Source organism: Rhodococcus sp. NPDC006774 (genome assembly GCF_040636045.1).
GTDB lineage: Bacteria > Actinomycetota > Actinomycetes > Mycobacteriales > Mycobacteriaceae > Rhodococcoides.
The window spans coordinates 142,684-164,624 of sequence record NZ_JBEYIW010000001.1; the positions used below are offsets into that span (position 1 = coordinate 142,684).

The 21,941-nt window shown below is 65.2% G+C and carries 26 protein-coding genes; 11 read left to right on the forward strand and 15 right to left on the reverse strand.

Features of this window, described 5'->3' with window-relative positions; translation table 11 throughout:
* Positions 1-82: 82 nt before the first annotated feature.
* Together ABZ677_RS00685 and ABZ677_RS00690 are read right to left on the reverse strand one after the other, a co-directional pair.
* Positions 83-1,102, reverse strand: coding sequence for a polyprenyl synthetase family protein (locus tag ABZ677_RS00685; protein ID WP_008713814.1), 1,020 nt, complete (start codon positions 1,100-1,102; stop codon positions 83-85).
* A 125-nt stretch (positions 1,103-1,227) separates the two neighbouring features.
* A complete protein-coding gene (locus ABZ677_RS00690) occupies positions 1,228-1,392 on the reverse strand; it encodes a hypothetical protein (RefSeq protein WP_358366239.1) in 165 nt (54 codons plus the stop codon).
* A 79-nt stretch (positions 1,393-1,471) separates the two neighbouring features.
* Between ABZ677_RS00690 and ABZ677_RS00695 the strand changes: the two genes are divergently transcribed.
* The gene (locus ABZ677_RS00695; protein WP_358366240.1) at positions 1,472-2,719 is read left to right on the forward strand and encodes a geranylgeranyl reductase family protein; all 1,248 of its coding nucleotides are present in this window, start codon (positions 1,472-1,474) and stop codon (positions 2,717-2,719) included.
* A gap of 6 nt (positions 2,720-2,725) precedes the next feature.
* On the opposite strand, the gene ABZ677_RS00700 is transcribed toward ABZ677_RS00695, so the two are convergent.
* From ABZ677_RS00700 to ABZ677_RS00715, 4 genes are all read right to left on the reverse strand, one after another.
* A complete protein-coding gene (locus tag ABZ677_RS00700) occupies positions 2,726-3,421 on the reverse strand; it encodes a demethylmenaquinone methyltransferase (RefSeq protein WP_082073920.1) in 696 nt (231 codons plus the stop codon).
* A gap of 14 nt (positions 3,422-3,435) precedes the next feature.
* Entirely contained in the window at positions 3,436-4,575 is a 1,140-nt protein-coding gene (locus ABZ677_RS00705) for a glycosyltransferase family 1 protein (protein WP_358366241.1), read from the reverse strand.
* Between the two features lie 63 nt (positions 4,576-4,638).
* A complete protein-coding gene (locus ABZ677_RS00710; protein ID WP_358366242.1) occupies positions 4,639-5,097 on the reverse strand; it encodes a glutaredoxin domain-containing protein in 459 nt (152 codons plus the stop codon).
* Positions 5,090-5,530, reverse strand: a complete 441-nt coding sequence (locus tag ABZ677_RS00715; protein ID WP_045201015.1) for a hypothetical protein — start codon at positions 5,528-5,530, stop codon at positions 5,090-5,092. Before ABZ677_RS00715 ends, ABZ677_RS00710 begins: the two co-directional genes overlap by 8 nt.
* 55 nt (positions 5,531-5,585) lie before the next feature.
* On the opposite strand from ABZ677_RS00715, the gene ABZ677_RS00720 reads away from it, so the two are divergent.
* Entirely contained in the window at positions 5,586-6,089 is a 504-nt protein-coding gene (locus tag ABZ677_RS00720; protein WP_094629483.1) for a DUF2505 domain-containing protein, read from the forward strand.
* A 457-nt stretch (positions 6,090-6,546) separates the two neighbouring features.
* Here the strand turns inward: ABZ677_RS00720 and ABZ677_RS00725 are convergent, their stop codons facing one another.
* Genes ABZ677_RS00725 through menD form a run of 3 tightly spaced genes read right to left on the reverse strand, consistent with a single transcriptional unit; the run spans position 6,547 to position 9,354 of the window.
* Complete coding sequence (locus tag ABZ677_RS00725) at positions 6,547-7,146, reverse strand: GNAT family N-acetyltransferase (RefSeq protein WP_358366243.1); 600 nt, start codon at positions 7,144-7,146, stop codon at positions 6,547-6,549.
* Between the two features lie 10 nt (positions 7,147-7,156).
* A complete protein-coding gene (locus ABZ677_RS00730; protein ID WP_358366244.1) occupies positions 7,157-7,699 on the reverse strand; it encodes a DinB family protein in 543 nt (180 codons plus the stop codon).
* 44 nt (positions 7,700-7,743) lie between these two features.
* Complete coding sequence (gene menD / locus ABZ677_RS00735; RefSeq protein WP_094631951.1) at positions 7,744-9,354, reverse strand: 2-succinyl-5-enolpyruvyl-6-hydroxy-3-cyclohexene-1-carboxylic-acid synthase; 1,611 nt, start codon at positions 9,352-9,354, stop codon at positions 7,744-7,746.
* A 62-nt stretch (positions 9,355-9,416) separates the two neighbouring features.
* Here menD and ABZ677_RS00740 point away from each other — a divergent pair, with 62 nt between their 5' ends.
* From ABZ677_RS00740 to ABZ677_RS00755, 4 genes are read left to right on the forward strand one after another with little or no spacing between them, the layout of a single operon-like run.
* Positions 9,417-10,004, forward strand: a complete 588-nt coding sequence (locus tag ABZ677_RS00740; protein WP_037187092.1) for a flavin reductase family protein — start codon at positions 9,417-9,419, stop codon at positions 10,002-10,004.
* On the forward strand, positions 10,001-11,065 hold the full coding sequence (locus tag ABZ677_RS00745; protein WP_094631953.1) for an AbrB family transcriptional regulator: 1,065 nt from the start codon (positions 10,001-10,003) through the stop codon (positions 11,063-11,065). Before ABZ677_RS00740 ends, ABZ677_RS00745 begins: the two co-directional genes overlap by 4 nt.
* Positions 11,066-11,111: 46 nt before the next feature.
* A complete protein-coding gene (locus tag ABZ677_RS00750) occupies positions 11,112-11,945 on the forward strand; it encodes a siderophore-interacting protein (RefSeq protein WP_358366245.1) in 834 nt (277 codons plus the stop codon).
* Positions 11,946-11,967: 22 nt separating this feature from the next.
* Positions 11,968-13,365 (forward strand): DUF2252 domain-containing protein, encoded by a 1,398-nt coding sequence (locus ABZ677_RS00755; RefSeq protein WP_037187086.1) that lies wholly within the window; start codon positions 11,968-11,970, stop codon positions 13,363-13,365.
* Between the two features lie 55 nt (positions 13,366-13,420).
* Here ABZ677_RS00755 and ABZ677_RS00760 read toward each other — a convergent pair whose 3' ends face one another.
* The 3 genes from ABZ677_RS00760 to ABZ677_RS00770 are packed head-to-tail and all read right to left on the reverse strand — an operon-like array spanning position 13,421 to position 15,517.
* Positions 13,421-13,864: a hypothetical protein gene (locus tag ABZ677_RS00760; protein ID WP_037187084.1), complete on the reverse strand. Its 444-nt coding sequence runs from the start codon at positions 13,862-13,864 to the stop codon at positions 13,421-13,423.
* Positions 13,865-13,916: 52 nt separating this feature from the next.
* Positions 13,917-14,888: an o-succinylbenzoate synthase gene (locus ABZ677_RS00765; protein ID WP_358366246.1), complete on the reverse strand. Its 972-nt coding sequence runs from the start codon at positions 14,886-14,888 to the stop codon at positions 13,917-13,919.
* Entirely contained in the window at positions 14,885-15,517 is a 633-nt protein-coding gene (locus ABZ677_RS00770; RefSeq protein ID WP_037187079.1) for a PaaI family thioesterase, read from the reverse strand. The genes ABZ677_RS00765 and ABZ677_RS00770 overlap by 4 nt, the downstream gene beginning before the upstream one ends.
* 67 nt (positions 15,518-15,584) lie before the next feature.
* Here ABZ677_RS00770 and ABZ677_RS00775 point away from each other — a divergent pair, with 67 nt between their 5' ends.
* Positions 15,585-16,478, forward strand: coding sequence for a 1,4-dihydroxy-2-naphthoyl-CoA synthase (locus tag ABZ677_RS00775; RefSeq protein WP_094631959.1), 894 nt, complete (start codon positions 15,585-15,587; stop codon positions 16,476-16,478).
* 454 nt (positions 16,479-16,932) lie between these two features.
* On the opposite strand, the gene ABZ677_RS00780 is transcribed toward ABZ677_RS00775, so the two are convergent.
* Positions 16,933-17,064, reverse strand: coding sequence for a hypothetical protein (locus ABZ677_RS00780; protein ID WP_358366247.1), 132 nt, complete (start codon positions 17,062-17,064; stop codon positions 16,933-16,935).
* 266 nt (positions 17,065-17,330) lie between these two features.
* On the opposite strand from ABZ677_RS00780, the gene ABZ677_RS00785 reads away from it, so the two are divergent.
* Both ABZ677_RS00785 and ABZ677_RS00790 read left to right on the forward strand, forming a co-directional pair.
* Positions 17,331-17,642, forward strand: a complete 312-nt coding sequence (locus ABZ677_RS00785) for a hypothetical protein (protein ID WP_358366248.1) — start codon at positions 17,331-17,333, stop codon at positions 17,640-17,642.
* Complete coding sequence (locus tag ABZ677_RS00790) at positions 17,639-17,956, forward strand: type II toxin-antitoxin system PemK/MazF family toxin (protein WP_037187073.1); 318 nt, start codon at positions 17,639-17,641, stop codon at positions 17,954-17,956. Before ABZ677_RS00785 ends, ABZ677_RS00790 begins: the two co-directional genes overlap by 4 nt.
* 201 nt (positions 17,957-18,157) lie before the next feature.
* On the opposite strand, the gene ABZ677_RS00795 is transcribed toward ABZ677_RS00790, so the two are convergent.
* Positions 18,158-18,604 (reverse strand): hypothetical protein, encoded by a 447-nt coding sequence (locus ABZ677_RS00795; RefSeq protein ID WP_358366249.1) that lies wholly within the window; start codon positions 18,602-18,604, stop codon positions 18,158-18,160.
* A gap of 997 nt (positions 18,605-19,601) precedes the next feature.
* Here ABZ677_RS00795 and ABZ677_RS00800 point away from each other — a divergent pair.
* The gene (locus ABZ677_RS00800; protein WP_358366250.1) at positions 19,602-19,931 is read left to right on the forward strand and encodes a hypothetical protein; all 330 of its coding nucleotides are present in this window, start codon (positions 19,602-19,604) and stop codon (positions 19,929-19,931) included.
* 289 nt (positions 19,932-20,220) lie between these two features.
* Positions 20,221-20,601, forward strand: coding sequence for a VOC family protein (locus ABZ677_RS00805; RefSeq protein ID WP_358366251.1), 381 nt, complete (start codon positions 20,221-20,223; stop codon positions 20,599-20,601).
* Here ABZ677_RS00805 and ABZ677_RS00810 read toward each other — a convergent pair.
* Positions 20,598-21,881 (reverse strand): EAL domain-containing protein, encoded by a 1,284-nt coding sequence (locus tag ABZ677_RS00810; RefSeq protein ID WP_230596134.1) that lies wholly within the window; start codon positions 21,879-21,881, stop codon positions 20,598-20,600. The two genes, ABZ677_RS00805 and ABZ677_RS00810, sit on opposite strands and share 4 nt — an antisense overlap.
* Between the last annotated feature and the right edge of the window lie 60 nt (positions 21,882-21,941).

The following is a 21,941-nucleotide window of genomic DNA, read 5'->3' on the forward strand; positions in this document are numbered from 1 at the left end:
AGGTGCCTCCTCGTACCGGGTGTTACTACCCGATTCAACGAAACCACCCCGACCGGCAGTTCCCGGCCGAAGTCCGAGCCGACTACCCGACGCGCTCGACGGTGTAATTCACCAACCGGCCGAGTGCATCGTTGGCCGGGCCCTGTGGCAGCAGTGCAAGTTCTGCGTGTGCCCGGGCGGCGTATTCGCCGAGTGTCTTCTTGGCCGAGACCATGCCGGGTGAACGCTGGAGCAGCTCCAGAGCCTCGGTGACCAGAGCGTCCTCGGTGACCGGACCGGCGAGGATCTCGCGCAGTCGATCGCCGTCGGCACCTTCTTCGCGCAGCGCGAAGAGCACCGGCAGAGTGTGTACGCCCTCCCGCAGGTCGGTGCCGGGAGTCTTGCCGGACTGCTCGGTGGCCGAAGAGATGTCGATGATGTCGTCGGAGATCTGGAAGGCGGTACCGACGGCGTCACCGAGGCGCTCGAGGCGTCCCACATGCTCGGCATCGCCGCCGGAGAACGTTCCGCCGAAGCGTCCGCACGAGGCGATGAGCGAGCCTGTCTTCTCCCACACGACCTTCAAGTAGTGCGCGACGGGATCGTCGGTGCTCTTGGCCCCGATGGTTTCGCGCATCTGGCCGGTGACGAGTTCTGCGAAGGTCTCGGCGATGATGCGGACGGCGTCGGGTCCGAGCGTGGACACCAGACGAGACGCATGCGCGAACAGGTAGTCGCCCGCGAGGATCGCCACACTGTTGCCCCAGCGTGAGTTCGCACTCTCGGCACCTCGACGCATCGACGCCTCGTCCATGACGTCGTCGTGATAGAGCGTCGCCAGGTGAACCAGTTCGACGACCGTGGCCGCAGTGACGATCGCCGGATCGGTCGGCGACGGTCCCAGTTGGCCGGTGAGCACGGTGAACAGGGGCCGGAATCGCTTTCCGCCGGCCTTGGCCAGGTGCAGCGCGGCCTCGGTGAGGAACTCCTCACCGTCGGAGAGTTCGCTGATCATCAGTTCTTCGACGCGTGCGAGGCCGTCGGCGACGGATCGCGCGAGCTCCGGGTCACCCAGGTCGACTCCGGCAACGACCGTTGCTACGGCAGCGTCGTCTGTACTCACGATGTTGGTCCCTGTCCTGTCGTCGACATGCCGGCGGCAGCGGCGAAGCGCCGCTGCTCGCCTTCTACCGTAGTGAACCTAGCGTGCACACCGGTGGGACGGTGTCACCGACCACAGGTGACGCTTCACTCACCGAGGTTGCCGGAGATGACTTCGAGCGTCACGGCCATCGCTGCCGACGCCCTGTCGCCCGATGCGTCGGTCGGTGCAGTCATCAGAGCGTCGAGCAGGATCACGTGCGGAAGTCTGCTGGTGACCGCGAGTTCTCGCTGGAAGCCGACGTCACGCACGGCCACCACCACGCGTTCGTACGGCCTCGACCGGAGGCCCTCGACGCACCCGTTCGTAGAAGTCGGGATACTGGAACACGTGAGCACTCCCCACCCCGCCCCACCCACCACGACCGACGTTCTGGTCGTGGGCGCGGGCCCCGCAGGATCGTCCGCTGCGGCATGGGCCGCGCGATCCGGTCGCGACGTCGTCCTGGCCGACGCGGCAGTGTTCCCCCGCGACAAGACGTGCGGTGACGGGTTGACGCCACGTGCCGTCGCCGAGCTCGATCAGCTCGGTCTGGGCGAGTGGGTGCGCAGCAAAGCGCGCAACCGAGGACTGCGACTGAGCGGATTCGGGCAGGAACTGGAACTCGAGTGGCCGAGCAGATCACTGCCGACCATCGGAAGTGCGGTTCCCAGAACCGAACTGGACGACAGGATTCGCGTCGCCGCAGTCGAATCCGGAGCCGTGATGGCCGAGGGAGCCAAGGCCGTCGCCGTCACCCGCGACGGCACTTCGGTCCGCTCGGTAACCCTTCAGACCGCTGACGGTGCACACGAGATCTCCTGCCGCACACTGATCGTCGCCGACGGTGTCCGCTCGACTCTGGGCAAGCAACTCGGGCGGCAATGGCATCGCGATACCGCATTCGGCGTCGCTGCTCGCGCCTACATCGACTCGGGCCGTAGCAACGACGAGTGGATCAGCTCGCACCTCGAATTACGCGACGCCGCAGGCACTCTGCAGCCCGGTTACGGCTGGGTCTTCCCGTTGGGCGACGGAACCATCAACATCGGCGTCGGCACCTTGGCCACCGCCAAGCGGCCGGCACCAGGAGCGCTGCGCCCCCTACTCGACCTCTACACCCACCAGCGCCGCGGCGAATGGGACCTCAGCGGGGAGTTGCGCTCGGTGGCGTCGGCGCTGCTGCCGATGGGCGGCGCGGTCTCGGGAATCGCGGGCACCAACTGGGCCATCATCGGCGACGCCGCAGCCTGCGTGAACCCACTCAACGGCGAGGGCATCGACTACGGACTCGAAGGCGGTCGTATGGTCGTCGACCTGCTCGATCACCCCGACCTCACCGACGCGTGGCCGAGTCTGTTGCGCGAGCACTACGGGCAGGCCTTCTCCATCGCCCGACGCCTCGCCGGACTGTTGACCGTGCCGAGATTCCTACCGGCTGCGGGACCGGTGGGCATGCGCTCGCGGGCGCTGATGAAAGTTGCAGTCCGCTGCATGGGCAACCTGATCACCGAGGCCGACAGCGACCTCGTCGCGCGCACGTGGCGGGCATCGGGAAGCGGATCGTTGAAAGTCGATTCCCGGCCGCCGTTCTCGTGAACAGCGTTACGGTCGAGTTGCCTTGTGCAGCGCGACGATTCCGCCGGTGAGGTTGCGCCACTGCACGTCGGTCCAGCCGGCGTCGGCGATGCGCTGCGCCAACTGTTCCTGCGTCGGCCAAGCGCGGATGGACTCGGCGAGGTAGACGTACGCGTCGGGGTTGCTGCTCACCGCGCGTGCGACTTTCGGCAATGCCTTCATCAGGTACTCCATGTACACGGTGCGGAACGGACCGAACACCGGCGTGGAGAATTCCGAGACGACGAGCCTGCCGCCGGGCTTGGTGACGCGGGCGATCTCGCGCAGTCCGGCATCGAAGTCCGAGACGTTGCGGAGGCCGAACGAGATGGTGGCTGCATCGAAGCTGGCGTCGGCATAGGGCAGCGCCATCGCGTCGCCTGCGACCATCGGAACACCTCGCTGCAATCCGGCCTGCAACATGCCCTTGGAGAAATCGGTGGCCACGCACCAGGCTCCGCTGCGACCGAGTTCGACGGTGGAGACACCGGTACCTGCAGCAAGATCGAGAACACGCTCGCCGGGTTTCAGATCCAACGCTCGTCGAGTGAGCTTGCGCCAACTGCGGTCCTGCCCGAACGAGAGAACGGTGTTGGTGATGTCGTATCGACGGGCGACGCCGTCGAACATCGACGCCACCTCGTGGGGCTCTTTTGCCAGGGTTGCGCGTGATGTCTGGGCCACAGGGTCCAGACTACTCAAGCAACGTTCACTGCCTGCGGCGCTGTGATGCCTTGCACGTCGTAGTAGTGCGAGATCAGTTCGTCGCAGATGGCGGGCCAGGTTCGGTGCAGAACGGATTTGCGGGCTGCGTCGCCGAATCGTGCCCGGGTGGTGGGTTCGGCGAGGGCACCTACGGCACTGGGCAGCAGCTCGGTGAACTTGTCGACCGGCAGCAGGTATCCGTTGCGGCAGTGCGAGACCAGGTCGCGCGGGCCCCCGGCGTCGGGTCCGATGACGGGGACGCCGCTGGAGAGGGCCTCTTGGACTGCCTGGCAGAAGGTTTCGTGTTCGCCGGGGTGGACGAAGATGTCGAAGCTGGCGTAGGCCCGAGCGAGTTCGTCGCCGCCGAGTTGTCCGGTGAAGATCGCGCCGGGCATCAGGGTCTGCAACGCCGCTGTGTCGGGTCCGCCGCCGACGATCACCAGCTGGATCGACGGGTCGGTGGCCAAGACGGCGAGCCGCTCGACGTGCTTCTCGGGGGCGAGCCTTCCCACGAAGCCGACGATCAGTTTGTCGCCGGCTCCCCACTGGTCGCGAAGGCTGGCCGACGCGGCCGAAGGCGCGAATCGAACGGCGTCCACTCCCCTGGCCCATCGGTGCACGCGCGGAATTCCGTGCAGCTCCAGTGCGTCGACGGCGGAGGTGGACGGTGCCAGGGTGCGGGCGGCGCCGCGGTGCAGTCTCCTCGTCCAGCGCCACGCGGCCTTGGACGTCAGGCCGAGGCCGTAACTGGCGGCGAAACCGGCGACATCGGTCTGGTAGACGGCAACAGCAGGCACATCCAGTCGGTTGGCGGCGGCGAGACCGCCTGCTCCGAGCAGGAACGGTGACGCGAGATGGACGACGTCGGGGGCGAAGGCACGCATCGCCGAGACCATGCCGAGGCCCGGCACTCCGACGGGCAGCGAACTGACCTTGGGGACCATGATCGACGGCACCCGGTGCACCGGAACGTCGTCGTGCCACGTCGCGGCTCTGGGGCCGGACGGATTGTCCGGGGCGATGACGATGGCGTCGTGCCCCGTCTTGTCGAGGTGTTCGAGGACACGGATCACCGAGTGGGTGACGCCGTTCATGTTGGGCAAGAACGATTCCGCAACGATGGCTACTCGCACGGTCCTCAGTGTGGGCGGCCCCGCAGTCGGCCAGGTATGGACAACGTTACGTGTGGGCCAACGTCACACGAATTGCGCGAGCACCCACGACGGATCGGGGTTGGTGCGGTGTTCGGAGCCCACGAACACGGTCGGGACCGTCTCGTTGCCGTCGTTGACCGACCGAACCCGCGCGGCCGCAGCGTCGAATGGTCGTTCCGCAGGCTCCACTCCTGCCGGATCCTTGCGGATGTTCACCCACACGGCTTTCTTTCCGCGCAGCAACAGCGCTACGCGCAACCGCAGGCAGAAGATGCATCCAGGACGCCAGTAGACCAACGGCACCGAATTCCGAGTCGCCAGAGTGCGCGAGGCGTCGTCGGACAGGGACCGGGGGTACAGCACCGGCGTCGTCAGGGCGAGAACGAACCCAACCGCGAGCACCAAGATCACGATCGAGGACGCGATGTTGCCGAAGTTCATCAGCGCGAACCCGGCCACCGCGGCGAGGGCTGCGATGATCCACTGCTTGGCATTACGCATTCCGGGCCTCCTTGCGTCGTAACCAGAACAGCACCGGCCCGGCGATCAGCCAGGTGACGACGATGACCGACCCGGCCGGAACGATAGCGACGGTAGCGTCGCGGCCGGCGACGCGCACCAGTTCGACGTCCGGGTCTGCCTTGTAGTACTCGACCTCGATGCGTTGACCGGCGATGAGGTTGGTGGGGTACAGCACGCCGAGCGCCGGGTTGTGTGTCACGCCGTCGGGGGTGATGAAGCTGACGGCCGAGCGCAGCTTGCCCGCGGACAGCACCTCGGCGGTGGCGGTGCCCTTGTCGGAATCGATGGTGACGTCGTTGCGCCAGGCTCCGACCACCAGAAGCACGGCGAGGACCGAAATCGCGCCGGCGACCACGAGCACGACCAGCCGGGTCCGGTACAGCGTTCGGCTGGCTCTGTCGGTAGCGGTCACAGCGATCAGGTTACTTCGCAGCCGACGCGACGCCGCTCGGGTAGCGTCTGCACTCATGTCGCGCAGCTTCGAGTTCACCGTCGAATCGTCCAATCCCCCCGCCGACGTGCACGCAGCACTCACCAGCGAGGCCCAGTGGGCAGCCCGTTTCGCCAAGGCGAAGAAGACGGACGGGTACGAAATGACCAAGCACGAGGACGGCGGTCTGACGGTCGACATCACCGAAGAGGTCGGCACCTCCGAACTCCCCGGCTTCGTCACGAAGGTCATCAAGGGCAAGCTGATCGTCTCCCGCACCGATCACTGGGGTCCGCTCGAGGGCGACCATGCCGAGGGAACCCTCATCGGCGGCACCACCGGTCTACCGGCCAAGGTGAACGGCACGCTGTCTCTTCGACCCGACGGAACCGGTGCGAAGTTGATCGTCAAGGGCGAATCGACGGTGAAGATTCCACTCGTCGGCGGCAAGATCGAGGACCTGATCAACAAGATGATCAAGGACATGATCGATCAGGAAACCGGCGAAACCCTCGAATGGGTTGCGGCGCAACAGGGCTGACGACCTACCACGCGTTACAGCCGCGCCCTGATCGCTGCGTGTAGATCCCGCAGTCCCGATCGCTCGGTGGTCACTTCCAGCACCCTGATTCTCGCCCCGCGTCGCCATCCCCCAACGATCCCTCCGCCGGATCGAGGGCGGAGGCCCGCCACAACGCCAAACGTTGCCAGAGAATCTGTCTCAGACCGTCATCGAGACGCCTGACCCGCACTGACACAACAGCTGCGGGCACGCATGGATAACGAATCGTCGCGCTGCCTTCCGATTGGCGAGCACCCTCCTGCGCTTCACGTGTCGGTACTTCCGGTCACGGCCGACTCGCTGCCCCTCTGTCAAGCAGCTCGTCCCGATGTGGAGGAAGACCATCTCTGGACTCGCCGTAGCGAGGCGATTCGGACCCGACTGCACAGCACGCCCTGAACACTGTGCCGTTCGCGTATTGGTACGCCTCGGACGGTCAATCAGGTTGCCCGCCGGGTAGACCGTTGGTCTGTCGTCGATTCCATTCCCTCGCTGTGATTTCGTAGAGCACCTCGCCCTGATCCGCGCCGGGCAGCGGATCGTGCCACGCTCGGAATTCGGTGCGTACGTGACGCATCCCGATCTTGCGCATCACTCCTCGTGACGCAAGGTTGACTGCCTTCGTCTCAGCCCAGATGCGCTGCAGTTCAAGCGTTCTGAATCCGTAGTCGAGAAGGAGCAACGCACCCTCCGTGGCCAGGCCCCGCCCCCAGCACCGACGCATCAACCGCCAGCCGATCTCGGCCTCATCGAAATTCACGGGCACATCGGGTGCCGGGGAGCTTCGTCCGAGATCCCACCAACCGAGAAAGTCGTCGTTCTCGAAGCCGACCCACCACCCGAGGCCCGCTTCGTCGGCAATCCTCTCGGCGCACCGTGGTGCCCAGAAGTCATCGATCTCGTTCGATGTACGCGCACGCCCGAGCAGGAATTCCATCACCACAGGGTCGGAGTCGAGACCGTGCAGGAAGGGCAAGTGCTGCAGGGTCATCGGACGCAGCTCGATCCTGGACGCATTCAGTACAGGACGGGTCATGACGCCAGCGTCACTCAGCGCTCGCGGGCAACGCGGGCGATCCGTCCGACCCCAGGCTCACCGGTCCGCCTCGGCCCGCGAGTATCTGTTCCCGAAGGATGTCCGCATGGCCGCAGTGGTGGGCCAGGTCCCTGAGCACCTGCAGATATACCCAGTGCACGGTACGAGGCCCGGTGTGATGTCCCGTCACGATGGCATCCAGCGCCAATGGGGCTACGACGGTTCGGGCAGTTGCGCACGCCTGCCTGTGCGCCGAGACGACACCGGCGATGGTGTCGCCGTCCTCGACGACGAAGGACTCCGCGGGACTCCGAACCAGACCGAGGGCAACCCTGGACCCACCCCCGACGCATTCCTCGAACCACACTCGCTGCATCCATGTCACATGCTTGAGCAAGCCGAGAAGCGTTGTGGCAGAGGGAACCAACCGTGCGCGCGCCTGCTCCTCGGTGAGACCATCGACTGTCGCATCGAGCGCTCTCCGGTAGTCCTCGATGAACGCCTCGAGCTGAGCGCGGTCGTCCTCCAGCAGCACCTCGAATGCACCCGTCACAGGTTCTCCTTCACAGCGAAGATTCGGCCGGGCAAGAACGACGTCTAGAGCCGCGCCCTGATGGCCGCGTGCAGCTCGCGCAGTCCCGATCGCTCCGTGGTCACTTCCAGCACCCTGATTCCCGTGGCATGGCCGGTGAGTTCGGTTGCCAGATCGGCCAAGTCGACCAGGTGGTGCTCCACGCGGTAGGCACCGCACAGTGCGCCGAGGTCCATGCCGTGAGGCGTGCCGAACACTCTCTCGAACACACCCGCGTACTGCGGGTCGCCTTGTTCGAGGAGCTCGAAGATGCCGCCGCCGTCGTCGTTGGCGACGACGATCGTCAGGTCGTCAGGTCGAGGTTCACCGGTGCCGATGAGCAGGCCGGCCGCGTCGTGCAAAAACGTCAGATCGCCGAGAAGTGCCACAGTGCGCCGCTTTCCGGACATCGCGGCACCGATGGCCGTCGAAACGGTGCCGTCGATACCGGCCACGCCGCGGTTGGACAGAACCTTCACGTCGGGGTTCGGTGTCGCCACCAGGGCCGCGTCGCGCACGGGATTGGACGCTCCGAGCACCAGCTGGTCACCTGGCTGCAGGGCGGACATCACCACGTCGGCAACATGCAGTCCCGTCGGCTTGGGATGCTCTGAAAGTTGTTCGTGCACAGCCTGTTCGGCTCTCTCGGACAGAGCGGCGCAACGAGCGATCCAGGCGGGGTCGGGCGCGCCGGTGGTGACCGCCCGAGTGCCGGTGGCCAGGACGTTGCCGGAGACGTCGGGCCAGCGCGGTCCGGTGGTGAGCGCGATGACGTCGACTGCAGGGTCGGCCAGCAGAGCCGAGACCTGTCGATGCAGCGTCGGCCGCCCGGTGATCACGGCCTGGCGCGGCTTCAACTGCGCAAGAGCCAAGGGATGCAACGGGATTCCGTGCAGGGGTGCGGTCGGCTCGGCGACGGTCGGCAACCCGGCCAGCTCCGGACGCACGGCACCGCCGTGACCGGAGACGACCACGGTGTCGACAGTCAGATCCAGTTCGACGGGAACGTCGAGTGTCGCCTGGGTGGTCGAGGTCCACGGCATTCCATCGGGCCGACCCTCCGGTCGCGCGCCGGGGTCGCCGATCGCAGGCACCAGAGGCTCACGCAGTGGGATGTCGAAGTGCACCGGCCCGGCGTTGCCGGATCGTGCTCCGCGCGCAGCCGCGATGACGCGGGAGACGGCGCTGCGCCACTGACTGTTCTGCTTGGGTCCTTCCTCGGCGAGCCCGAGGCTGATCGTCGCGCGCACCTGGGATCCGAACAGGCCGAGCTGCTCGATGGTCTGGTTGGCACCGGTGCCGAGCATCTCGTACGGGCGGTTGGCGCTGATGACGATCAGTGGAATGCGGGCGTAGTTCGCTTCGAGTACGGCAGGCCCCAGATTGGCGACCGCGGTTCCCGACGTCATCACCACCGGGACGGGCTGACCACTCCCCAGGCTCAGGCCGATCGCCAGGAAGCCGGCGGTTCGCTCGTCGATCCGCATATGCAACCGCAGGCGGCCTGCGACGTCTGCCTCCTGCAACGCGAACGCCAACGGGGCGTTCCGCGAGCCGGGGCACAACACGACGTCTCGGATCCCGCTGCGCGCCAGTTCGTCGACGACTGCGGTGGCCTGTGCGGTGGACGGATTCACAGTTTCAAGAGTGTCAGACGCGTCGGTCGGACGCCGCAACCGGGCTTTGACAGTATGAAGGTGTGCGTACAGTCTTTCGGCCCGACGAGGTCGCTCCCGGTCGCTTCTACCAGCTCCTGACCGCTTCGGTGGTACCTCGGCCCATTGCCTGGGTCTCCACCGTCTCGGCCGACGGTGTGGCGAACCTCGCGCCCTACAGCTTCTTCACGGTGTCCTCGGTGGTGCCTCCGGTCGTGCAGTTCACGTCGGTGACCCGCAAGGACAGTCTTCGCAACATCGAGGCCACCGGCGAGTTCGTCGTGAATCTGGCGACGGCACCGTTGGTGGATCAGGTCAACAGCAGTTCGGCGAGCTTCGATCACGGTGTCAGCGAATTCGAGGCCGTCGGCATCGAGAGCGAGCCCAGTACCGTCGTGACACCACCGCGCGTGGCGGCCGCTCCGATCGCCATCGAGGCGACGTTGCATCGCGTCGTCGAAGTGGGTAACTGCTTCGTCGTCATGGGTACTGTCGTCGCCCTGTCGGTGCGTCCCGAATATCTGGCCGAGGACGGCCTCCCCGAGTTCGACGCCATTGCCCCGCTCAGCCGCCTCGGTCGCACCGAGTGGGGGTTGCCGCCCGAGGTTCGCGAAATCGAGCGACCTTCTTGATTCGCTGGCTGCTGCTGGTTCTCGTCACGGTCGGACTGACCGTCGGGGCCGATGCACTCGGTGTGCCGTCGGCTGCGTTGTTCGTTGCCTTGCTGGTGGCGATCGTGTTCGCGCTCGCCGGGTGGGCTCCGACGACCGGAACCGAGCGAGCGCCACTCCCCCGCAGACTCGGCATGGCGGCGCAGGCAATCCTCGGCGTCGAGATCGGAACGCTGGTGCAGAGCGACACTCTGAGCTCGCTGGGCGATACCTGGCTGCCGGTACTGCTGGCATGCATCGGCACCCTGTTGCTGTCGATCGCGGCCGGCGCGCTGCTGGGGCTTCGTAAAGACATCGATTCACTGACCGGTTCCTTGGCGCTGGTCGCAGGCGGAGCCTCGGGACTGGTGGCGATCACGCAGGAGCTCGGCGGCGACGAACGAGTCGTGGCGGTGGTGCAGTACCTCCGCGTCGTGCTGGTGACCACAACGCTGCCACTGGTCGCCACCCTGGTGTTCGACGCTCAACCCGGACAGTCGTCGGTCACCGCCGACGTGCACGAGGCACTGTGGATCGACCTCGCCTTCGTCGTGATCTGCGGCGTCATCGGCGTGATGCTGGCGAAGGCGATCCGGCTGCCCGCCCCCGCCCTGCTCGGCCCGCTGATGATCGCCACGCTCGCCGACGTACTCGGGGTGTCGTTCGACGCATCCGTCCCGACGTTGCTGCTGTGGGCGGCGTACATCGTGATCGGATGGCAGGCGGGGCTGCGGTTCACCGTCGCCAGCTTGAAGTCGATCTCGCGGGTCCTGCCCGCGTCTCTGATGTTGATCATCGCCGTCACCGTCGGATGCGCGATGCTCGGCTTGTGGCTGGCGTCCGCGACGGGGACGAGCGGCTACGAGGGCTACCTGGCGACCACCCCGGGTGGTGTGTACGCGGTGCTTGCCATCGCCGCGTCGACCGGCGCGAACGTGACGTTCGTCGTGGCAGCGCAGGTGATCCGGGTGTTCATGATGCTGTTCGCGGTGCCGATGGGAGCGAAGGTCGTCCAGCACTACCGGCATGGTCGACCCGAGTGAATCGACGCGCCCCCATTCGGAGTTAGGGTCCACTAATCTCACCGGCATGGCCAAGTACCTCAAACCCGAGCACCCGGCGTTCTACCGACTGCACGTTCTCGCTGCCGAACGGATCAGTTCCGGCTTCGTCAGGATCACCCTCGGGGGCGAGTCGCTCTCGAGCTACGCGTACATGGGCTACGACCAGTGGTTCCGACTGTTCCTGCCACAACCGGATCAACGCGAACCCCGCATACCCAGCTCGACCTCGAAATTCTGGTACGCCCAGTATCTGACCTTCTCCAAGGACACCAAGCCGGTTGTCCGCAACTACACCGTCCGCAACTTCCGCCCCGCAGGCCAGGGCCGATTGAGCGAGGGCGCGGAGCTGGACGTCGACTTCGTCGTCCACGGTTCCGAACACGGCGGCCACGCGGGCCCAGCGTCGTCGTGGGCTGCACGCGCCGTTCCCGGGGACCGCGTCGCGATTCTCGACGAGGGACGCATCTACAACCCGGATACCGATGCCTCGTGGCAATTGCTCGTCGGCGACGAGAGTGCCGCTCCGGCGATTCTCGGAATACTGCGATCCTCACCGGAAAACCTGCGCGCCGTGGTGTTCATCGAAGTCCCCACCGAGGCCGACGTCCAGCAGCACCACGTGCCGCCGGGCGTCGAGCTGAAGTGGATCGTGCGCACCGACCCGCATGCCAAACCCGGTGATGCGGCACTGGCCGCAGTGCAGAAAGCCGAACTTCCCGGCGGCACCCCGTTCGTGTACGTGGCAGGCGAACAGGGCTTGGCCACCGGCCTGCGCAGATACCTGGTGAACGAGCGCGCAGTACCGAAATCCAGCATCTGCTTCACCGGATACTGGAAGTTCGGTAAAGCCGCCGGATAGCACTCGATTAGTGTCATCTCACATGTCCGGCTTGGGAAAAGGTCACACAGTCGTCACCGACTCGGTCGAGGTCGACGGTGCGTCGTTCGCCTCGCTGCGCGCCCGTCCGCTCCCCCGAGCCGAGCGCTACGAACTGGGACGACGTCTACGCGAAAAGGTGCCGATCGCCTCGCTCGGCGATTGGACCCCACCGGCGGATCGACCCGACCCGGTCAAGCAGATCGAATACTCGCACCAGGGCCGCATCGAATGGCTGATACCGACGCGCCTCGAGCGGATGGTCGAGTCGCCGTACGGATTCCTGCGCGGCACGGCGATCGTCATGGCCCGGGACGTGGCGATGCTGCCGTCGACCGGCATCAACCCGGTCATCAGCGGCGACGCCCACCTGGGCAACTTCGGGTTCTACGCCTCCCCCGAACGTGACCTCGTCATCGATCTCAACGACTTCGACGAGGCCCACCCGGGAGCCTGGGAATGGGATCTACGACGCCTCGCCGCGAGCATCTGGGTGGCCGGGCGGCAGAACGGCCGCACCGAGGATCAGTGCCGCGACGCCGTCACCGCCTGCGTGTCCGCGTACCGAATCGAGGTGGCCCGACTTGCCGACGAGCCGCTGATGTCGCGTTCGTTCCAGCGTCTGACGGCCGAGAAGCTGCAGCGCGACGCCACCGAGGGCTCGCTGCGCAAGGAGATCAAACGCGCCACCAAGAAGGCGCGTCGACGCACCAGTGACCGCGTTCTGCCGCGCTTCACCGAGAAGCACGAGGGCAAGCGCAGAATCGTCGAGGAGCCGCCGATCACCACGCGCATCTCCGCCAAGGACGAGGAACTTCTGGCCGTCGGATTGGACGAGTATCTGCTCACCCTCACCCCGCACTGGCGTCGCGTGCTCGGTGGATACACGTTGATCGACGTGGCGCACCGCGTGGTCGGCGTCGGCAGCGTCGGCCTGCGGGCGTACGTGGCTCTGCTCGAGGGCACCAGCGAGGACGACGTCGTGTTCCTGCAGCTCAAGCAGGCCAGACGCTCGGTGCTCGCGCCGTACGTGCACGGCGAATCGGCCTGGCACGATCACCAGGGCCAGAGGGTCGTGGAGTATCAGCAGGATCTGCAGACCGTCAGCGATCCGCTGCTGGGCTGGACGACCATCGCCGGACGGCAGTACTACGTGCGGCAGTTCCGCAACATGAAGGGGACCATCGACCTGTCGTCGATCGACGCGCCGGCACTGGTCGACTACGCACGGGTGGTGGGTCGGCTACTGGCCAAGGGACACGCGCGTACGAGTGGGGCGTCGATGATCTCGGGATACACCGGAGATTCCGATGCCCTCGAGGTGGCGTTGTGCCGCTTCGCGCAGCTGTACGCGGATCAGACGGAAGCCGATTGGGAGCGTTTGAGCGCTACGCGCATGTGAGTGTGGAGCCCGCGGAACGACCCGAGGGCTCCACACTCACATGCGGCGAAGCCGCTCAGGCGTGCTTGGCGACCAGGTCACCCACGCGCGGCAGTGCCTCGGTGACGTTCTTCTTCGCCGAGCCACGCAGGCTGCCGTAGAACTTCTTCACGACGGACTTGTCGGTCTCCTCGATGCGAGCATCGGTGACCGAGAGCAGCGCGTCGGATGCGGCGTCGCCGTTGGCGGCGAGGTACTGACCGAACGTGCCCTGCGGGGCAGCGTTGTACGACTGCCAGAACGGATCCAGCTTGTCGACGAAATCGGGCCACAGAGCCGAGACCGCATTGTCGATGTACGACGGTCCGACCTTCTTCACTGCGCCGTAGCCCCCCTTGACCGCGAGTCCACTCGCGCCCTTCTTGTCCGCAACCTCGGCGTCGATCAGTGCCAGGACATCGACGCGCAGAGCGTCGGCCTTCGACTCGTCGAGCAGTGAATCCTTGAGTGCAGCAACCACTTCGAAGTTCCTCCCAGATGTGTCAGCGGCCCCACGCGGACCGGGCGCAAGACTACCGCAGAAGGGCGTGGCAGCGCCGAACTCGCTCGATCCACCACTGCGTGCGATCGGCGTCGGCGTCGAGCTCGATCAGGGCCTCGGCATCGGGTTCGAGGCTGCCGACCGGGTACGTTCCGTCGATCACCTCCGGCACGGGTGCGACGTCTCGAACGAACAGTGCGCCCGTTCCCAGACCGCAGGCGAACTCGAGGTGCGGCAGCGCAGCGGCTGCGGCCAGCCCGGACGAGATACCGACAGCAGAATCGAGAGCACTCGACACCACCACCGGCACGCCGTACTCCCCCAGCTCTCCGGCCAGCTCGAGCACCGCTCGCATCCCGCCGAGCGGGGCTACCTTGAGCACGGCGATGTCGGCTCCGCCCGCCCGGACGACCTTCATCGGATCCTCGGCCCGGCGAACGCTCTCGTCGGCAGCGATCCGCACCCCGGGCACCCGACGCCGAACTTCGACCAATTCCGGCACCGACGCACACGGCTGCTCGGCGTACTCGAGCGGACCGTCGGCGGTCAGGGCCGTCAGAGCGGCCACCGCTTCGTCGACGCTCCAGCCGCCGTTGGCGTCGACCCGTACCCGCGGGACCAGCTCGCGCACGGCACGCACTCGGGCGAGGTCGTCGGCCAGAGTCTGCCCCTTCTCGGCCACCTTCACCTTGGCGGTCTCGGCACCGGGAGACCGGCTCAACACCGATGTCACGTCCGATGCCGCCACTGCGGGGACGGTCGCGTTCACCGGGATGCGTCGGCGCAGCGGGCTGGGCGGGCCGTCCCACGCGGCCTCGATCGCCGACGCCAGCCACGGGGTCGACTCGACGTCGTCGTACTCGGGAAACGGTGAGAACTCACCCCACCCTGCCGGGCCACGAACGAGCATCACCTCACGGGTGGTGATGCCGCGGAACTTGGTCCGCATCGGCATCGAGAGCACATGCGCACCGTCCAGAACGTCGTCGATCGGGGGGATCATTGCTGCCCCGGGAGCAACTGCACCATCAACGCCTCGCAGTCGGCCAACAGGTTGCCGTCCAGATCCGTGAGCCGAGCGTTGATGAACGTCTTGCGTCCCTCGACCCGATCCACCGCGCCCTCGACGACCAGCTCGGTGTTCAGCGGCGTCACCTTGCGGTAGTTGATGTGCAGATACGCCGTCCGGCTGATGGGCCTGCCGTAGGCGTGCTGGATGAGGCCGAAGAGGTCGTCGAACAGAAGGGGCAGCGTGCCACCGTGCGCGGCGGAGTTTCCCCCGAGGTGGAAGCGGCGGAACATGCCCCGGCTGCGGACACCGTCTGCGTCGATCTTCTCGATGATCCACGGCATCAACAACAGCGAGCCTCGGCCCGGAAGCCTCGGAACGCGTCCGGCGGTCTGACGTCCCTCGGCCACCACGTGCGGGCTCAACAGCTCGATCAGTTCCCGAGCCTTGTCCGCAGCTGCCTCGGTCACTTCGGCCGGCAACGAGGTGGACACCGCGAGATCCTGCACCGTGCGCAAGGCCTCGAGCAGCTGCCCGTACTCCGGCCCCACCTTCGCAGGAACGAAACGCGGGAAGCCCCCGTGGTGGTCGTAATCGCGGTCGAGCTCGATCGGGTCGGTCATGACTGCACGCTAGCTGCACCGACCGTTCGGCACGGAGCCAACCCCGGCCACCGTTAAGCTGGCGCTCGTGACCTTCACTCCCGCACTGTGGCGTCCCGTTCCCGGCTTCGAAGACCTGACCGACATCACGTATCACCGCCACGTGTCCGATGCGACCGTTCGAATTGCGTTCGACCGTCCCGAAATCCGCAATGCATTTCGGCCGCACACCGTCGACGAGCTCTACCGCACTCTCGAACATGCACGGGTGAGTTCCGACGTGGGCACGGTGTTGCTCACCGGAAACGGACCGAGCAGCAAGGACGGCGGCTGGGCGTTCTGCTCCGGTGGCGATCAGCGCATTCGCGGACGCAGCGGCTATCAGTACGCGGACGGGGAGACGGCCGACACCGTCGACAAGGCCCGCGCCGGCCGCCTGCACATCCTCGAGGTGCAGCGCCTCATTCGCTTCATGCCCAAGGTGGTCATCTGCTTGGTCAACGGCTGGGCGGCAGGCGGCGGGCACAGCCTGCACGTGGTGTGCGATCTGACCCTCGCGAGCCGCGAACATGCGCGGTTCAAGCAGACCGACGCGGACGTCGGCAGCTTCGACGGCGGTTACGGCAGTGCGTATCTGGCCAAGATGGTCGGTCAGAAGTTCGCTCGCGAGATCTTCTTCCTCGGCGAGACGTATTCGGCCGAGGAGATGCACCGCATGGGCGCAGTGAACAAGGTGGTCGATCACGACGAGCTCGAGAACACGGCCATCGAGTGGGCGGCGAAGATCAACGCGAAATCGCCTCAGGCCCAACGAATGTTGAAGTACGCCTTCAATTTGCAGGACGACGGCCTGGTCGGCCAGCAACTGTTCGCCGGTGAGGCAACGCGTCTGGCCTATATGACCGACGAGGCAGTGGAAGGGCGCGACTCCTTCCTGGAAAAGCGCGAGCCCGATTGGTCGCCGTTCCCTCGGTATTTCTGATCCACTGGCGAATTCGACGTCGCATCGCGCCGGAAGTTCCGCGGGTGGAGTGCGGGCATGGTTCACAGAGCCGTACGACTACCGCTGGATGGCGGACTTCCAGAACTCCCGGCTCTCCGAAAAGCGCATTCGGTGGGCGATGGCCTGCCTCACGCTCGATTGCGGTGGCGTTCGCCGTCTTTGCCCAACCGGGAACGGGCGTCTTCGCTATTGATCGACCCGCTCGAGGATGCCCTGCTGTCGTGCAATGCAACTCCTCGAGTACTCCGCATACCTGTTCGCGTGCATGGGCTCTCATATCGACGAACCCCAATGCTCGATGACTTCCGCCAAGCCCACCGCACCGGAACAGCGTACGAGCAGCGATCTTCATCGACACCGACTTCGGGCATTGCAGCTCCTCGGCCATGAGGGCGACGTCCGCGGCCGATCGTTCGCGCGCGGCAGGCTGGTCTCAGGTTCGGTAGAAGGCGTCGAGGTCGAATTCGCGGAGATGATGTTTCGTGCGGTCGATCTCTCCTGTGGTGGCCCACTCGAAGAACAACTGCGTCGCGTCGTCAGCGGTGAACACCTCTTCGGGGTACACGGTGAGGGAGCGTTTGCCGCTGAAGAACGGGATCTCGACAGTGGGTTCGCCATGACGGGGGCCGGATCGGTGTTCATCGCTTGTTCGTCGTCGGCGCCAGCTTGGGAAACCTCAGCAGCGCGAACGCGCCGGTCATGTGGATTCCAGCAGTCTGATACCAAGGCATCGGACGATCCTTGGAGCATCACCGAAGCTTGCGAGGAGATTGGACCGCCGTGGCGGAAAACTCATTGCCATCACGCACAAAGTGAGTCAGACTGTGAAACATGGGAGTGAAACGGCTACCTGTAACACTCGATAGTGACGACCAAGCGGAACTCGCCGTGTTCGCCGACCCCGAATGCCTCGAAGCAAGAATCTTGCGGGAATGGGCGCAGCAGCAGCACATCACCATCCGCGACAACTCCGAGTCCGGCATCGCCCGCGCCCTTCTGCGTGTGGGCGCGGAAGCACTTCGCGAAAAGGCCCTTGAAGCCGGATACGACGAACTCGCCAAGGACCAAGCGGAAGGGCGACGTGAGCAACAGGCGCGCCGCCGCCGCTACGTCGAGCGCGTCGACAAGACCTACACCGCATGACGGCACTGCGCGGGCAGATCTACTGGGTTGACCTGGGCGAGGGAGAAAAGCCGTGGGTGGTGGTCTCCAACAACTTCCGGAACCGCAAACTCGACGGGGTTCTCGCGGTGCGTGCGACCACCACTCCGAAGCCCGGGATCCCCACCGCCGTCCCGTTCGCCGCCGCTGACCCTCTTGTAGGTTCGATCCTCGCCGACGACATCGCCCAAATTTTTCACGACGAGATCGCCAACGGACGCCCGGCCGGCTCCCTCTCCCCCGCGACCGTGCTCAGACTCAATAAAGCACTCGCGATCGCACTTGGACTCCCCTGACCGACCCGTTCTACGACTGTGGCCACCGCCACGCGCCCAGGTCTTCGAGACCGGGCGCGTTTTCGGTGAGATCCGATCAGCCGTACACCTGTCAGGAATAGGACCCACGCGGGCGACGCCGTCAATTCTCTCCAGCGACAACGAAACAACCCTGCCAGCCATGCTGACAGGGTTGTTTAATTCGGCCAATGAACGCAGGGGCTAAATTCCGGTCGTGCTCACGATCTGTGACGTGCACACCTTCCAGCCGTCCCCGGAATCGAGCAGGGCGAAGAAAGCGACAGCGTCGGCATCGCCGGTCGGGTCGTCGGGGCGTCCGACCGTTACGCGCGCGAACGTGTACGCGTTCATTGCGCTGTCGACCGTGGTGAATTCGAAGTCGTCCAGGCCGGTGATGCGGACCTCGTCGTCAGTCCGGTTCGTTGCAATCCCGCCGCGTGATTCCGCAGCGGTCCGGAGTGCAACGTCGCCGCAACTTCCCTGTTCGACGGCCTCCCAGTCGCCGGCGTTGTATGCGTTCAAGACCGTCTGGACAGCGAGTTCGACCCGCTGGTCGGCGTCGGCGGAGGTGAACGATCCCGTCCGACTGTCCTCGTCGCTGTCCTTCGAGTCACCGAAGAGCCACACCGACCCGAACCCGGCGATCACAGCACACACGATGCACAAGAGCGCGGTACTCGTCATCTTGATTTTTCGATCTAAGAATCGCACTCCAAGTCTCCTTCAGTGGTCCGATGCTAAGACGTTTTACGTCTGTTGAATATCCGCCAAGCGAGTATCGCGAAAACTGCGGCGAATGCCACGATTGCAACATAGTCCACAACTGAAGAGTTTCCGTTGGCGATGTTCACTATTGAACTGATTGAGAGTATCAACCCCACTATCCCTATTAGCAGTTCGTACAAGTTGAGCCTTCTCATCGACTTCAGTCCTTCGTTTCTAGGAGAGTGACAATCGAAATCAGAGACTGATCTATTGGCAGCTGTCATACATCCACTCCCCGCCTTCCAATGTCCAAAGTCTGGAATATCCTTGGAGGATAGGAACGTCGATCCCATTGAAAGTGATGTCGACACTGGCTTGGCCTGGGGAGCGAGCGGCGACGTGATACTCGATCGATCCCCTGCCGGTGTCCTGCGAGTCTCCGTACACGATTCGGTGATTCCATCGACCACAATGATTGCTGAAAGATAACTGAAGATCTGCTCGGGACGGTACAACACCCCACACATCCACGACAGGCCTTCGACACCCGAATCACGCCGGCGACACCCCCACCCGGACGTGACAGAAGCATCTCCGGACACGCACGACCAGGCGATTTACCGCATCACAGCGAGTGACGCGCCTCATAGTCACAGAATGGTGACGACCCATGACAAGTGGACACTCCGTCACCTCGACCAGAGCAGCGTGCGCATGTTCAGGCCGATCGTCGCAGCCGACCAACAATGAAGCACGACAACAGCATCGGACCGGCGCCGTCGGCCCTCGAGCGGATTTCACACGCGGTCCGGCACAGCGTCGCCAATGCGCTCGCAGGGGGCTGGTGTCACCGCGCGCATATGCAAGGGCGGCCGGCCCCGAGTCGGTGACAGTCTTTCCACCACAACCCTTCTCGGCCCATCGATAGGAGAACCACATCATGACGAATCTGAGTCCTCGCACCGCACAGGTGCACCGACCGCAATCGATCGACGAGCAGCAGCAATCCATTCGTACTCATCGCACGATCCTCGCTGCCGCGGCAGATCTGATCAACACTGGACGCGCTGTCAGCATCGGCGATCTCACCGCGAGCGGCTGGACCGGTAACGAGTTCGCCGGTCGCGCACGCACGGCCACTCGAAAACCACTGCAACAGAGCACTGGTGAACGCCCTGACCGCCTCGTCCGAGTCGCCACGGCGCGACCCTGGGCTCACCGCCGATCTACTCCTGGCGGTGATCAGTGCCCACACCGCGACCGGTGGTGACGGCACCACGCACGCCCGAGCCGCGATATCCGCCCTCACTGCAGAGATTCTGCCTCGAGATCACCCTCTCCAGCGCCGCCACAGGTGAACCCGGAATGCCTTGGTGGCGGGTGCGCCTGAATTACGCGAAAGAACAAAGTAATTCGTTGAATTCGGGGACGGCCACGAATACTGTTTCTCGACTGGAGCACGTGCAGCGGCATGCACCGCAGTGCGCTGGATTTCGATGGTGGGCCTTCGCGAGTGGAGTATGCGGGAAGACTGTGGGTGATCGTGGTATCCATGCGGTGTGGACATCCTCGCTTCTCGGACAATTCTCCGGCCGGTCGATTACCAGAGGACTCTCGCGTTCTACCGTGACGGTCTCTCGTTGGCGGTGTGTCGCGAATACCCCGGCGGGACGGTGTTCTTCGCGGGTCAGGGTCTGCTCGAGATCGCCGCGCACCATCGCGGCGACGAATCGGGTTCGTTCTCCGGCGCTCTGTGGTTGCAGGTACGTGATATCGATTCTGCTACAGAGGAATTAGCGGCCGCCGGCATCGAGATCGTGCGTGAGGCCCGGACGGAGCCGTGGGGTCTGATCGAGATGTGGATCGAGGATCCGGACGCGATTCCCATCGTGCTGGTGCAGATCCCGCAGGATCACCCGCTTCGGCGCGACAACCGCTAGCGCTTCGACGCGTCGTCGGCAATCGCACGTAGCACCGCCGTTGCAGACTGCGGCCGCGACCACAGATACCCCTGAGCCAGAGTGCAGCCGAGCTCGAGCGCAGCGTCGGCCTGTTCGCGGCTCTCGATGCCTTCGACGATCATCGTCAGATCGAGGTCCTTCGCCACGCCGGCCAGCGACTTGATCATCGCCCGTCCGGCCACGGTGTCGATGAATCGCGTCAGGTGCCCGTCGATCTTGATGCCGTCGGGCTGCAGCGTCACCAGTCGTTCGAGTGATGACCAGCCCGAACCGAAATCGTCGAGCAGCACCCGAAAGCCCAGCCGATGCACATCGTCGATGTGCCTGCGCAGCAGCGGCCCCGGTGTCACGGCAGTGGTCTCGGTGAGCTCGAGCGAGATCGACGACGGCGACACCCCGGAGGACGCGATGGCACGCTGCAGCTGACTGACACCGTCGGGATGCGCGAGGTGGCGTCCCGAGATGTTGACGGTCAGCCGCAGGTCAGGACGATGAACGTGCCACTTCTTCATCTCGGCGGCGGCCTGCGCGAGAACACTCAGGTCGACGTCGATGATCAGTTCGCTGGCCTCGGCGAACGGTACGAAATCCGCGGGCACCACCATCCCGCGGGTGGGGTGGTGCCAACGCGCCAACGCTTCGAAGCCGACGATCTCCTCCGTCCGCAGATCCACGATCGACTGGAACCAGGGGACGATGTGACCGTCGGCGATGGAGTCGGCGATGTCGTTGTCGCTACCGAGCCGGATGACGCCCGATCCGACGCGGCGATGCAGGTCGAGCTGCTCCTCGAGTACCGACGCGAACTGTTCGAGTTCCTGCATCTGCTCGCCCGACAGCGGGCGCGGCGTGCGATCGAGCAGGCAGAGGGTACCGATCACCAGGCCCTCTCGCCCGCGCAGCGGAACCGACGCGTAGGACGCGATGCCGTTGTCGTCGAGGATGGCGCGCTGCCGGGTGGTGGCGTGGACTCGGCCGTGCGCCACGACTGCTGGTTCGCCGGAGCGCACCACGTCGTCGCAGAGGGTGTCGGCTCGCACGACCGTGGACACCGGCGGTCCACCGACGTTCACCAGCGTGTACTGAGTGTCTTCGTCGAGCACGTTGAGTTGGGCTATGGCGAATCCGACGCTGCGTGCGGCGAATTCGACTGTCGAGCGCAGAGCAGGCGTCGTCGCCTCGACATCGAGGTATCGACGAGCGGAGTCGCTCTGCCGGCGAGACTGGGAGCGCGCGGTGTCCGCGACCTCACCGTCCACCGGCATCACCTCGCAACGAACAGCCGGGCCCATTCTGGAACCGGATCCAAGTGAGCTTAA

What these genes read in the sequence shown, in the direction of transcription:
- ABZ677_RS00710 (WP_358366242.1), bottom strand. Translation starts at nt 5,097, where the DNA reads ATGCGTAATGCCAAGCAGTGGATCATCGCAGCCCTCGCCGCGGTGGCC.
- ABZ677_RS00720 (WP_094629483.1), top strand. Translation starts at nt 5,586, where the DNA reads ATGTCGCGCAGCTTCGAGTTCACCGTCGAATCGTCCAATCCCCCCGCC.
- ABZ677_RS00725 (WP_358366243.1), bottom strand. Translation starts at nt 7,146, where the DNA reads ATGACCCGTCCTGTACTGAATGCGTCCAGGATCGAGCTGCGTCCGATG.
- ABZ677_RS00750 (WP_358366245.1), top strand. Translation starts at nt 11,112, where the DNA reads ATGGCCAAGTACCTCAAACCCGAGCACCCGGCGTTCTACCGACTGCAC.
- ABZ677_RS00755 (WP_037187086.1), top strand. Translation starts at nt 11,968, where the DNA reads ATGTCCGGCTTGGGAAAAGGTCACACAGTCGTCACCGACTCGGTCGAG.
- ABZ677_RS00765 (WP_358366246.1), bottom strand. Translation starts at nt 14,888, where the DNA reads ATGATCCCCCCGATCGACGACGTTCTGGACGGTGCGCATGTGCTCTCG.
- ABZ677_RS00770 (WP_037187079.1), bottom strand. Translation starts at nt 15,517, where the DNA reads ATGACCGACCCGATCGAGCTCGACCGCGATTACGACCACCACGGGGGC.
- ABZ677_RS00785 (WP_358366248.1), top strand. Translation starts at nt 17,331, where the DNA reads ATGGGAGTGAAACGGCTACCTGTAACACTCGATAGTGACGACCAAGCG.
- ABZ677_RS00790 (WP_037187073.1), top strand. Translation starts at nt 17,639, where the DNA reads ATGACGGCACTGCGCGGGCAGATCTACTGGGTTGACCTGGGCGAGGGA.
- ABZ677_RS00800 (WP_358366250.1), top strand. Translation starts at nt 19,602, where the DNA reads ATGACGAATCTGAGTCCTCGCACCGCACAGGTGCACCGACCGCAATCG.